Annotated in this window: 11 protein-coding genes and 1 pseudogene; 6 read left to right on the top strand and 6 right to left on the bottom strand. The window is 56.5% G+C overall.

Annotated elements, in window-relative coordinates:
• Window position 1: 1 nt before the first annotated feature.
• The 4 genes and pseudogenes from SH410x_RS28965 to SH410x_RS28950 form a co-directional block, all read left to right on the top strand.
• On the top strand, window positions 2-526 hold the full coding sequence (locus SH410x_RS28965; RefSeq protein ID WP_473673168.1) for a 3-hydroxyacyl-ACP dehydratase FabZ family protein: 525 nt from the start codon (window positions 2-4) through the stop codon (window positions 524-526).
• Between the two features lie 37 nt (window positions 527-563).
• Window positions 564-2264, top strand: a complete 1701-nt coding sequence (locus tag SH410x_RS28960; protein ID WP_473673166.1) for an alpha/beta hydrolase — start codon at window positions 564-566, stop codon at window positions 2262-2264.
• Between the two features lie 470 nt (window positions 2265-2734).
• A complete protein-coding gene (locus tag SH410x_RS28955) occupies window positions 2735-2926 on the top strand; it encodes a hypothetical protein (protein WP_473673164.1) in 192 nt (63 codons plus the stop codon).
• A gap of 250 nt (window positions 2927-3176) precedes the next feature.
• A pseudogene (locus SH410x_RS28950) lies at window positions 3177-3404 on the top strand (pilus assembly FimT family protein); the annotation flags it as partial.
• A 76-nt stretch (window positions 3405-3480) separates the two neighbouring features.
• On the opposite strand, the gene SH410x_RS28945 reads toward SH410x_RS28950, so the two are convergent.
• Window positions 3481-4572, bottom strand: a complete 1092-nt coding sequence (locus SH410x_RS28945; protein ID WP_473668492.1) for an IS630 family transposase — start codon at window positions 4570-4572, stop codon at window positions 3481-3483.
• Here SH410x_RS28945 and SH410x_RS28940 point away from each other — a divergent pair.
• A complete protein-coding gene (locus tag SH410x_RS28940) occupies window positions 4543-5547 on the top strand; it encodes a DUF1559 family PulG-like putative transporter (protein WP_473673162.1) in 1005 nt (334 codons plus the stop codon). The genes SH410x_RS28945 and SH410x_RS28940 overlap by 30 nt on opposite strands.
• 306 nt (window positions 5548-5853) lie before the next feature.
• Here the strand turns inward: SH410x_RS28940 and purH are convergent, their stop codons facing one another.
• The 4 genes from purH to dnaN all read right to left on the bottom strand — a co-directional run bounded on the left by purH (window position 5854) and on the right by dnaN (window position 10025).
• Entirely contained in the window at window positions 5854-7425 is a 1572-nt protein-coding gene (purH, locus tag SH410x_RS28935) for a bifunctional phosphoribosylaminoimidazolecarboxamide formyltransferase/IMP cyclohydrolase (RefSeq protein ID WP_473673160.1), read from the bottom strand.
• A gap of 200 nt (window positions 7426-7625) precedes the next feature.
• The gene (gene hisF, locus SH410x_RS28930) at window positions 7626-8408 is read right to left on the bottom strand and encodes an imidazole glycerol phosphate synthase subunit HisF (protein ID WP_473673158.1); all 783 of its coding nucleotides are present in this window, start codon (window positions 8406-8408) and stop codon (window positions 7626-7628) included.
• Window positions 8409-8512: 104 nt separating this feature from the next.
• On the bottom strand, window positions 8513-8854 hold the full coding sequence (locus SH410x_RS28925; RefSeq protein ID WP_473673156.1) for a DciA family protein: 342 nt from the start codon (window positions 8852-8854) through the stop codon (window positions 8513-8515).
• A 52-nt stretch (window positions 8855-8906) separates the two neighbouring features.
• Window positions 8907-10025: a DNA polymerase III subunit beta gene (dnaN, locus tag SH410x_RS28920; protein ID WP_473673155.1), complete on the bottom strand. Its 1119-nt coding sequence runs from the start codon at window positions 10023-10025 to the stop codon at window positions 8907-8909.
• Between the two features lie 464 nt (window positions 10026-10489).
• Here dnaN and cutA point away from each other — a divergent pair, with 464 nt between their 5' ends.
• Window positions 10490-10828, top strand: coding sequence for a divalent-cation tolerance protein CutA (gene cutA / locus SH410x_RS28915; protein ID WP_473673153.1), 339 nt, complete (start codon window positions 10490-10492; stop codon window positions 10826-10828).
• A gap of 235 nt (window positions 10829-11063) precedes the next feature.
• On the opposite strand, the gene SH410x_RS28910 is transcribed toward cutA, so the two are convergent.
• Entirely contained in the window at window positions 11064-12383 is a 1320-nt protein-coding gene (locus SH410x_RS28910; protein WP_473673151.1) for a prepilin peptidase, read from the bottom strand.
• Between the last annotated feature and the right edge of the window lie 220 nt (window positions 12384-12603).

The following is a 12603-nucleotide window of genomic DNA, read 5'->3' as shown; positions in this document are numbered from 1 at the left end:
TATGGTGAAAAGTCCTTTCATCATTGAGCCGAGTCTGCTCGATTTCGACAATCCCATTGCTGATATCGAAGCGATTCGAAAGCTCAATCCGCAGCGGCACGAAATGGAACAGTTGACCGCGATCCTACACGAGGATCTCGAGACACATTCCTGCGCAGCCTACAAACAGATCACCGACCAGGAGTTCTGGGTGCGGGGCCATATGCCCGGCATGCCGCTCATGCCGGGGGTGATGATGCTTGAAGCGGTTGCCCAACTGTCGAGCTACTACACGCAAAAACACGATCTGCTCGGAGCCGCGATGGTCGGTTTCGGCGGTGTCGATGAAGTGCGCTTTCGCGGTGTGGTCGTTCCCGGGGATCGATTGATCGTGATGGTGCGTCTGGAAAAGGCGCGTCGCGGCCGTATGATCGTCGCCCGCTTCCAAGGCGTCGTGGGCGAGAATCTTGTCCTCGAAGGCTGCTTGCGTGGTATCCCGATCCCGATCGAAGCCGTTACCGAGCAGCTGACCGGTGGCTCTCGGTAGTTCCAACGAACGAGGAGTCGGGGGATATTCCGCCAGTATGATCTCCCGCCTCACCCGTTGCATGCATGCCCGAATATGGACCTATTGGGGCTCATTTTCGTTCGTCGGACTCATCTTCGCAACGTTGTTCTGCTGCGGTTCGGTCACGCCCTCGTTGTTGCCACGGCCGTATATTGTGCAGGGCATCTTGTCGGGCTTCGCGCTGGCAATCGGGTATGTGGTCGGTATTGGTGGGGTGTGGTTCTGGATTTTTCTTGAACTGCCTCGTCCACGGCGTGCAATCGCCCGTCGTTTGAAACTGCTTGCCGTTGCCGCCGTTGCGGTGGTGTTCGTCACCTTCACATGGCGGGCGACAGAATGGCAGAACTCCATTCGCGAGTTGATGGAACTACCTCCCCTCGAGTCCGCAGAGCTGGTCTGGTTTTTCTTGATCGCCCTTTGTGTCGCATGCGTTCTGGTCGCTCTCGCACGCACGATGATTTTTGCGGGCATGAAGGTTTCACACCGTCTGGAGCGATATCTGCCCCGCCGGATCGCTATTTCTCTCAGCACGCTGCTCATTTTTTTGGTGGCGGTCTTCGTTGGAAACGGTGTGGTCGCGCGTGGATTGCTGAGTGCTGCCGATCGCTTTTTCTTAAACGCCGACAAATTGATCGATGACGGTATCGCTCAACCGACTCGCCCGTCGGCGTGTGGGAGTGACGAGTCGCTTGTCGATTGGGACTTGATCGGTCGCCAAGGCAAGAACTTCATCATGGGTGGACCCACACTCGATGACCTCGCCGATTTCAATAGCGACGAGTCGACTGCCGCGGAGCCGAAACAACCGATTCGCGTTTACGTTGGCATGAATGCTGGCGAGGACGATCAATCACGGGCTGCACTCGCACTCGAGGAGCTCAAACGCGCTGGCGGGTTTGAACGAAAGATACTCGTCGTCGCCACGCCAACGGGAACGGGTTGGCTCGACCAAGGTGCCGTCGACACGATTGAATATCTGCACCATGGTGACACGGCCATTGTCAGCATGCAGTATTCCTATTTGCCGAGTTGGATCACGATTCTCGTCGATCCGTCGCGTTCGAAACGATCAGCGTCGGCCTTATTTGATGAAGTCTATGCGTATTGGACGACGCTGCCCAAAGATTCTCGACCGGAACTATTTCTCTTCGGTCTGAGCCTCGGGTCGTACGGCTGCGAGGACTCGGCTGACTTGATGGAGACATTCCAGGATCCCATTGCTGGCGCCGTACTCAGCGGTCCCCCCTTCCCCAGCCGCCAGTGGGCATCGATTGTCTCTTCACGCAACCCTGGAACACCGGTCTGGTTACCGACGTTTCGAAATGAGTCGATGATTCGTTTCACAGGACGAAAAAATTCGCTCGATAGTGGCAAGCCGTGGGGGCCGATCCGCTATGTGTACATTCAGCACGCCAGCGACCCGATGGTTTGGTTTTCGCCCTCACTGGCGTGGCACCAGCCCGCGTGGCTGTCCAACCCGCGTGGCCCGGACGTCTCTCCGGCACTCCGCTGGTATCCGATCGTCACGTTCCTCCAAGTCGCATTCGATTTACCGATGGCGACCAGCGTCCCGACCGGTTACGGACACAACTACGCCCCTTCGAGCTACATCGATGCCTGGGTCGCCGTCACCCACCCGAAGGACTGGTCCGTTGAAAAGCTCCAGGAACTGAAGGATCGATTCGTGAAACCCGAGGAAAGCAGCGAGATCGACTGACCGTTTGATCGGAAACGCGACTTTCTGCGTATTCTTGAGTTACCGGCCGCGAATCAATCGGCCGCGTAGCTACGTTCGCCAGAACGTGGCGACCTTGCATTCGACGTGGGCGATTGGGCTCGCTGACGCTTAGCATGAATACCGTGTGAAAACGAGCCTCTCTTGAAAGAGTCCGTTTTGACCGAGGTTTAACGCACCTTCGGCGCCGAGCTTGTGCAGTGAACCTGGGGGGTGACTGAACGAACCCTTTGTCTGCGTTCGTACGAGCACCCGCTGACACTTCGTCTCGAACCACCGATTTTGCGGAAGAAGCGAGAAAGTAATCACTGGACCCAGTGTAAGGTTTCATTATACTCTTATAAGTATAGTTTGTCTGCCATAACACCGATTGCCCTGGCAGCCGCATTTGACGACAACTCGTCATCGGTTGATTTTTCAGTCTCCCTTTCCGTCAATGGATAATTCCAAGAATGAGTTTCCACACCCTTTATCAGCTGCCGCTCCTTGCCTGCCTGTTCATGATTTCTTGCGTCGGCTGCGGTGGTTCGACGAAGCCCGAAGCGACAACAGGTGACGAGCTCTCCCAATATCTCGACGCTCATCCTGAGTTAAAAGAAGTCCAAACCGAGGCGGCCCCAGCAGATCCACGAAACAGTAAGTAAATCACCATTCCAGTATGCTCGGAGAGCACTCTGTACCGCTGTCTTTCGCGGTACGGCATGAACCGTCGGGTGCCGGCGATAAATGGCTTGAATCACGGGGTGACCCATCAGGATGTGCTGCGTTGCCCTTCGAAGGCACCGAATTTCGCCAGACGCTATCGGCTCGATGTGTCCAGCGGCCATGAATCTTTCCGGCGTCACTCAGACGTTCGGCGTCTTTCTTTTCTCTTGTTTGTTAAGGTATTTTTCGATGAAATCCCGGATAAAACGTACCGGTTTTACGCTGGTTGAATTGCTGGTGGTGATTGCCATCATCGGCGTATTGGTAGGTTTGTTATTGCCGGCTGTCCAAGCGGCCCGTGAGGCAGCGCGACGAATGAGCTGCAGCAATAATTTCAAGCAGATTGGCTTGGGTATTCATAACTACCACGCTACTTACAACAAACTGCCCAAGCATGGTTCGGGCACCTACACCGACTTTCCTGCTGACAACGGGATTCAGCCTCCCGGCGGAAACCGTAGCGATCTGTCGATGTTAAGCACGTCGGGTGAATTTATTCGGCATAATTAAAAAGCGTAGGCATATACGACACTTCTCCAAACTCATTGAGTGTTTTCGTAAGTGTGTTTAGCAGTGTACTGAAGCGCTCCCAGGCGCCAGCGGGGAGCAGTTGGTACTTGAGTTTTTTCCAAAGCATTTCAATTGCATTCAGCTCTGGACTGTATGGCGGCAGATGGTAGATGTAGAGTCCTTTCTCTGCCCAGTCTTCCATGCGAGTTTGAAATGCTCCGCTCGTGTGGACTGAGGCATTGTCAAGGACCACAACAGTTGGACCGTCGATTGTTTGGCAATAATCATCGAAAATTGCAATCACCATTTCGCTGTTCACGTAGCCTTTGTGGAGATAGGTGTGGGTTTCACCGTCTTGACCCTGAAACCCAATCGCTTGAACGTTGCTGCCGTGTGCCCCGGTTACGGGTATTTCGTAGCGTCGACCGATCGGTTGCCATCCGTAGGGAACAACTCCTTTGAGCGAGAAACCCGCCTCGTCAAAGTAAACAACGTTCAAATCCGGTTCTTCGAGAAACTCGGCTAGCTCTTCCTTGGCCAATTGAAATTTCTTTTCATCCCGTTTTTGCCGCAAACTTCGACGATAACGTTTCCAACTCAGCCGAAACCGCCTCGCGTATTCTCGCAGAGTGGGTCGCTTGATTTCCTTGCCGGTTTTTTCTTTCAGCTCTTTCAGCACCTTGGCTGGTCGATTCGGGTATTTTCGAAGTAGTCGCCGGAGAGTTTGCTGCTCTGAGGCGTTGAGTATCGGCGGCGCACCGGGATGCTCGGAGTCTTCAAGTGCGTCGGGGCCGCCTTCTGAAAATCTGTCAATCCAACTGGATACCGAATCTCGATCCACGCCAAAGATATCGACAAGGGAACTTATTTCGTACTGTTGGTCGCTGAGTAAGATTGCGTGCGCACGAACTCGCGTATAGTGGCAATGATGACTTTTCCACATTTCCGTCAGTTGCTGTTTTTGCTCGACTGAGCCAATTTGTGCGAATTTTGTAGAGGGGCGTGCCATTTGAATCTCCCGGTTCGTGAAACAGGGAGAAACATGATGCTTCGCATAATCTCGACCATCGAGCATTTGCTAGCAAATCAGAAAGGATTCCCAACTCAACATGGGTGCAAAAAGCTTGCCAGTTATACCGAAATACTTACCCAGATGTGCTTAGTCGGGATTTTGCCTTTCATCGAGCAGCAAGCATTGTGGCAGGTGATCAGCAATCCGACAGTGACTGGTTTCCAAGCGATGGGGCCGTGGCCCAATCGACAATTGGCGGACAACACCGTCACGCCCTACGCGCCCTGGCTGACTAATATCCCCAGCTACCGCTGCCCCAGTGACCCCGGCGAGGGCCTTCCTGCTCACGGCCGCACCAACTATGCCGCCTGTCTGGGCGACTCCGGAACGCTGGGCGATGTTGGCGATACCACTGACTTTGGTGGCTCACGAGGGCTCCGCGTCTACCAGGAAAGCGCTTGTCGAGGTGCCTTCGTACCGCGAACGCAAACGAGCTTCAACAGTATTCTCGACGGCACGTCCAACACGATCTGCATGGGCGAAATCATCACCGACCTCGGCGATTTCGACAAACGGTCTCACGGAGTGCACACATCGGCAGAAGTCTGGCGCGCCGGCAACGCGTTGTCGTGCCGCCAATACGTCAATTCAGAACGCCCGCAATTTTGGTTGACCACCGCGCCGTTCATCGGCACGGCCGAGCAACGACGCGGTTATAAGTGGGCGTTGGCTCGCCCGCTTTATACCGGTGTGTTTACGATTTTGGCACCCAACACTGAACTCTGCTTTTCGGGCAATGGTAGTCAAGAACGTGAAGGGGACGTCATGCCGAGCAGTCGTCACCAAGGCGGTGTTCACGTGCTGATGTGCGACGGAGCGATCAAATTCATCACCGAATCGATTGACGCCGGCGACTCCAACAGCGCTCAAGTTCGCTATGGCAGTGGTTTCCTAGCCCCGGGCTCAGCCAGCCCCTTTGGAGTGTGGGGAGCTCTTGGGACACGCGCGGCACACGAAGTCATCAGTACCGATTTCTAGTCACCGCCGACTCACTTTTTCAACCACGTGGACATCGCTCCACGTGATCGTTAAGGGCCGCCCCGCATGATAGCGTGGGCGTAGTGATACCGCGTGCCTACGTTCCCGCCAGAACGTGGATTCCACCGTCTGGCGACGGTAGCTAAGGATACCATGAACAATAAGTGACGGGTTTACCGTAGTGGATCTTGTTAAAGATCCTGTTCTGGATGGATCTTTGACAAGATCCACTACGCCAGTTATCCAGAACTTATGCGAATGTGCTTACGTGGCGTTATTGAACGCGTTTGATTGTTTGGCAGCCGCTTAGTGCTTGAAGTGACGCCGACCGGTGAACACCATCGGGATTTCAAACTCGTCGCAGGCGGCGATGACTTCATCATCGCGGCGTGATCCCCCAGGTTGAATGATCGCTGCGACGCCGGCTTTGGCCGCCGCTTCGATCGAGTCGGGGAATGGGAAAAACGCGTCGCTGGCGAGGATCGATCCTTCGCTGCGTTCGCCAGCCTTATCGATCGCGATTTCCACGCTGTCTACCCGGCTCATTTGCCCAGCGCCGACACCGATCAATGCAGTGTCCTTGGCGAGCACGATGGCGTTGCTCTTCACGTGACGAACCATTTCCCAAGCGAATGAGATATCGTCCCATAACTCGTCCTCGACAGGTGTTTGCGTAGCGGTTTTCCACTGCAATGACGAGCTGCTTAAACGGTCCGCGTCTTGGACCAACATTCCACCGCTGATGAAGCGGCGTGAGATTTTGGGGCCAATATCGTCGAGCCGACCAACCTGCATCAGTCGCACATTGTCTTTCCATCGCGGCCGTGTCGTTAACAGGCCGACGGCACTGGCTTCGAAGTCAGGGGCCACGATCGCTTCGATGAACAGCCCCGGTTCGCATAGCAGTTCGGCAGTGGCTACGTCGACAGTCCGATTGATTCCAATGACGCTGCCAAAGGCACTCAGTGGATCACCGGCGAGGGCCTTCGATACGGCTTCCACCAAGGTATCCGCGGTCGCTGCACCACATGGATTATTGTGCTTCATCACCGAGGCCGCGTGCCTGGCAAATCCACGGACGATGTCCAAGGCCGCGTCGAGGTCGAGTAAGTTGTTGTAGGAAAGTTCCTTCCCGCTAATTTGGCGTGCTGAGACGAGGTTCGCCGAACGATCGCTACGGTCACTGTAAAGTGCGGCGCGTTGGTGCGGGTTCTCGCCATAGCGAAGCTGTGTTTTTCGCCGCAGATTGACGTGCATGGTTTGCGGGAACTCGCCGATCGCAGTGTCATCTTGCAAGTATTCCGCGATCGCTCGGTCGTAGTTGGCGGTGTGATCGAAGGCTTCAGCGGCGAGTTGGCGACGAAGCGCGATGGTGGTGCCGCCACTGTTCTGCAACTGCTCGATGATCTCGCTGTACTGTTCGGGATTGGTCGCGATGGCGACGTCGTTCTGATTTTTCGCAGCCGCTCGCACGAGGCTGGGGCCACCGATGTCGATTTGTTCGATGCACTCTTCGCGGCTGACCCCTGCGCGGCTGGCCGTGGCTGCAAACGGGTACAAATTAACGACGACGAGATCAAAGGGCTCGATGTCGTGTTCGGCGATGGTTTCGAGATGATCCGGGCGATCGCGACGAGCCAGAATGCCAGCGAAAATTCGCGGGTGCAGCGTCTTCACCCGCCCGTCGAGCATCTCGGGAAAGCCCGTGTAGTTGGCCACGTCTTCGACGTCGATCCCTGATTTTTCCAAGTGAGCCCGGGTTCCCCCGGTGCTGTAGATCGTCACGCCAGCGGCCCGCAAACCGGCGGCCAGGTCCGTCAGTCCCATTTTGTCACTGACACTGATCAACGCATTACGAACTGGAACAACGTCGGACACGAGCAATCACTTCGGGTAAGGGAAAAAGCCTACGGGTGAGTTTTGCCGACATGTTCCTTGCGATTGCTCGCTAGGTCAAGGAGTACCGGTCAAGGAGTACTGCGATCGCATAACGGCGAGCGGCGAGTCGAAACTCAACAATTTGCCTACCTCTGCCGTCTGGGGGCTTTAGAACCGCAATGTGGCAGGCTGGAGGCCCGTCACGTCGCGGTGAGGGGCAGCCGAACGGCGATGCCCATCTCTTTCATTCGCTGTTTTGTTTCGGAAATTGTGAAGGTGCCGAAATGGAAAATGCTCGCTGCCAGTGCCGCGTCGGCTTTGCCATCGCGTATCGCTTCGCCCAGATGGTCAGGGTTCCCCGCTCCACCGCTGGCGACGACCGGGATGGAGACCGCTTCGCTGACCGCTCGCGTGATCGGGATATCATAGCCGTCGCAGGTCCCATCGGCGTCCATACTGGTCAAGACGATTTCGCCGGCTCCGAGTTCCTCCACCCGCTTTGCCCACTCAACAGCCTGCAACCCGGTCGGTTTCCGGCCGCCATTGATGTGCACTTCCCAAAACTCCTGGCCGTCTCGTTGGACGCGTTTGGGGTCGATGTTCACGACGATGCACTGACTACCAAACCGATCTGCGGCGCGGCGGATGAAGTCCGGGTCCGTCACCGCTGCCGAGTTGATCGAGACTTTATCGCAGCCCGCCGACAACAGTGCCCGCACATCCTCAACCGTTCGCACGCCACCGCCTACCGTCAGCGGCATGAATACCTGCTCAGCGGTTCGCCGTACGACGTCTAGCAAAATGTCGCGTTCCTCATGGCTGGCCGTGATATCGAGAAAGACCAGCTCATCGGCCCCCTCGGCTTCATACCGCCGGGCCACTTCAACGGGATCACCCGCATCTCGCAAGTTGACGAAATTGGTGCCTTTGACGACCCGACCGCCATGGACGTCTAAACAGGGAATGATGCGAGCAGCAAGCATGGAAGAATGAGGGTTCAGGGTGAGTAGCCGTGTCTCTCCGAGACTCGGAACGGCGTCTTGAGTGATTTTGGGAGGCGTGCCTCGGAGAGACACACCGATTCCGATTATGACTTCACTTGCGATTGCAAGCGGAACCGGATGTCTGTGATTTTCGCTTGCGGATGATCTTTGCTCAACGCTTTCAATATTTTTCGTTTTTGGAACGTCAACTCCTGCATCACCACACTGTCGATCGCGTAGATGTGTAACACGCCGCGGCTGAGTTTACCGACCATGATACTGCCAGCGAGTGCCGGTCCCACACTCGTGGCAATCGATCCGGTCATCGCGTTGTCACTCGCGACACTGGCGTACCCCCGCCGACTCATCAATTGTGAGACAATGGTCCCGATGCGGCGAGCACTGTTGCCCCGGTCGGTCTCCTCGTGGTGGACTTTTTTCTTCAAGTGCTCTCCCTTGTACGCCGGCGACGCTATTTCTATCGATCCGCTTGATGGACTACCGGTCGCGGGCCATCGGCATGATCACGTACGCATACCCATCATCAGTGCTCAACAGAGCCGGCGATTTCGATGATTCAATTTCCATCACGATATTCGATTCCGAATCCATCACCTTGCAAAAGTCCGCCAGGTAGCGATGGTCCATCGTCAGTGTGATCGGTTCGCCCGCGTAGGTGATTGGCAATTCGATTTGTGACTCACCCAGGTCCGCCGTCGAGGCTTCCAGTTTGAGGGTACCATCGGCGAAGGTGAAGTCGACGCCACGGCTATCGATATCCGTCACGATCGCCGCCTGACGTAAGGCGGCGAACAACGGCCCGACGGTGATATCAATCTGCACCGCGTTCTCGCGAGAGGGCAGCACCTGTCGCCAGTTCGGATAACGCCCTTCGACCAACCGGCTCGAGATCACTGCCCGCGGCGTGCGGATCAGCAAATCGTTTCCCTGCGAGGAGACTTCGACGGTATCGTCTTTGTCGCTGAGTGCTTTTTCGATCAGCGAGATCGCCCGGGTCGGCACGATCGTGGTCATGCCGTTGGTTTGGTGACCGCCGACCGGTTCGCCAGTGCCCTCCATCCGTGCCAGACGCCGACCGTCGGTGCCCACCGCGATGACGGAGTTCTCTTCCAACTCCAACAGCACCCCACCGAGAGCGTAGCGGCTCGATTCTGAATCGGTCGCGAACGCCGTCCGCCGCAACATTTCACGAAACAGCCGCGTGCTGATTTGGTGATACTTCTCTTGATCGAACTCCCGCACCGTCGGGAACTCATCGGGGTTGTTCCCAGGCAAACGAAACTTGCTGCGGCTGCCAGTAATGCGAATGCCGGACTCGTCGGTTTCGATCGTAATCTTCTCGTCGCTGCTCTCGCGAAAAATCGCACCCGTTCGCTGGACCGGCAACAACGCCGTGCCTTCGGTTTCGATCTCGACACCCTCGGTCACGTCCAAGCGGATCCCCACCTCTTGGTCGGTCGCCGATAGCGTCAACTTCGATCCCGCAGCGGTGATTTTGACGTTCTGCAAAATCTCCTTGGGCGAGCGCGTCGGCGCGATGCTCGCGGCCAGTGCGAAAGCGTTGGCGAGGATATCTCGTTGGCAGGTGATCTTCATGAGCGGCTGATTGAATGGAGCGGTGAGCAATGACCGACGACTGTTTTAACGCCGCCGCCCCCTCGATGCACCCCCACCAGTTCCAAACAGAGCGGCGTCCATCGCTGGCGGGTTGCTAGCAACGGTTGGAGACCACTCAGAGGTTTGCCATCAAATAACTTAATATCTTTCTTCGTCGTCGTCGTAATGTGCGGCCAAGAAGTGTCGGTGAATGGGAGAACTGGTAGCAAAGGCAAGGCAAAAAAGGACAAAAGCACGCCGTATTGGAATGTGGATAACCTGTCTAGCCAGTGTCTTGAAACTGTCTGTATCTGTCTGAGCTTCGGACGACTTCGGACAGGTGGTTCAGTCACGGGTGAAAAATCTCGACAGAAGAAGACATTTAACAGACACCCGGAAGACAGGTTTTCCACAGCGGGTAAGATGGTCAGAGTAAGCTAGACCGACATCAAAACGGGGAGAAAATGGCAGAGAAAAAAAACGCCGAAGAAGCAATGATGATCGTGTGGACGACCGTCGACAGCCTCGAGGCGGCGCGAGAGCTCGCAGCATCGATGTTGGAAAATCGCTTGGCTGCCTGTGTGCAAATAGACTCGCCTATCGAGAGTCACTACCGTTGGGATGGCCGGGTGCAGGTGAATACGGAGTACCGGTTAATCATCAAATCGCGAGCGTCGTTGACCGATGCCCTGATGGACCACTTGGCCCAAAAACATCCCTACGACGAGCCTCAGATATTGATCACCCCTGTCACCGCAGCGGCATCTGGATACGCCCGCTGGGTAGTCGAGCAGACTCGATAAAACGCCCCGCAGGGCAATGCGGAGCACCAGCCATTTCTCACGATGGAGCCGAGTGCTGTGAGGGCCCCGCGTACCGCCCTCAGATCCATCAACCACCGGTCTTGCCCGTGCCCGTGCCCGTGCCCGTGCCCGGCACCCGGCCGCCTAGGCGACTCGGCTCATTAAGATCGACCACCCGCCACGGTTCGAGCGAAATAGAAAACGTTTCCGCAGAAGACCATTCGATGAGGCATCTTCAAGCGAAGATGCGTTGCTTGATCAATCGCCACACCCACAGCATGCTGCCGAGCAAACCGAGCAGGGCGAGACTGAGCCACAGCAGCATGCCGTCCATGATGGCGTCCATATCGGCGATCGTCAGCCGCAGGTTGGCGTTGTAGACCTGGTCCCAGAATACGACCGTCAACAGGGTGCCTGCACAGAGATAGGGACCAAAGGGCGTGGCGCGGTCGCGGGTGATGACGAACTGCACCAACACGATCGCAATGGCGGCGAAGGGAGCCAGAAAGAAAGCGGCGATCGAGGCTTGCCAACCGATGTAGCCGCCGATCATCGCCATCAACGTCACGTCACCGAACCCCATCGCTTCGGTCTGCATCGCCCAGCTACCGACCAAGCGGATCGACCACACGATCCCGCCCCCGACGGCAATTCCCATCAGTGAACTGGCCAGGCCCAACCACGAAGTATCGCCAACGAGAAAGACGATCGAGATGGCGATCACGCCCGCGATCCAGATAGCGGCCAAGACTTTCCAACTCGGATGACGCGTCAAACGGGCGAAGAAATAGGTCACTGCTTTGGAGAAACCCCGCCGCAGAATCACCCGGCGGTCGGCCAAGGCAAAACACCACACCGACCAAATCGCCAAGCACACGAACAGACCTCGGGTGGTCATCCACCACGGCGACAAACTCGAAGGCCGTTCGAGCGTGACCGGGGCGATCGCATCGGGCAGCACCACGCCGGGTAGAAAAATGTAGGGCGCCAAACTGGCGAGAACCAAGGCGAGAATCGTGCCAGGGATCGTGATCCAGTCAGGGATCGTCCGTTCATCGAAATCAATGAACGTCGCCGCGACCATCATCGTCAGCAAAATCGCATGCACGAAAAATAACAGCGTCATCCAGGGGGAGAGGTGGACCACCATTTCAGATGTCAGATTCGTTGGCAGTAACAGACCCGCGATCCAAAAATGATGCATCAGCGGCAGAGTGACCGCCAGGGAGCATTCAATCAGCAGCGGCCGGATCCAAAAACCTCGACCGAACAGGTCCGACTCACGCCGCAACCGCAGCCAGCCCATGACCGGTACACGATCCCGCCAAGTGCGTCGCGGTAGCTCGGCCACGACCGCTCGCTGCGGTTCATCCCACGGCCAGTCGGCCAACCCCAGCCATGGGGAGATCGGGCGGCGAAACCAACACCAGGAGGTGATGACATGGTTGGCCAGCGCTCCGGCGAGAATGCCCAGTACAGCCAGGATCACGATCATCACTGGATGGGACAGGCTTAGCCACGCGGCGATGGGAGCGTTCAGGGGACCGAGATTCATGGCGGCGAGCGGTTGATAAGAGGTGAGGACTGAAGTCAACGATTCGCCCCAACGAGTTTGCGTACTTCACAAAAAAACAGTCTCCCCTGCCCCGCACGCTTCGTGGGGAGAGGGTGTCGGGGGTGAGGAGGCTACCAAGGCAGATGGTTAAAAATAGCGGCACGACCTCTCCGCGAAAGCCCCTCACTGGTCCGATAAGCCATTCCAAGCATTGCTCGGG

Source organism: Rhodopirellula sp. SH410 (assembly GCF_055811895.1).
The sequence above is the reverse complement of the archived record's forward strand: the minus strand, read 5'-3'. Positions and strand labels throughout refer to the sequence as shown.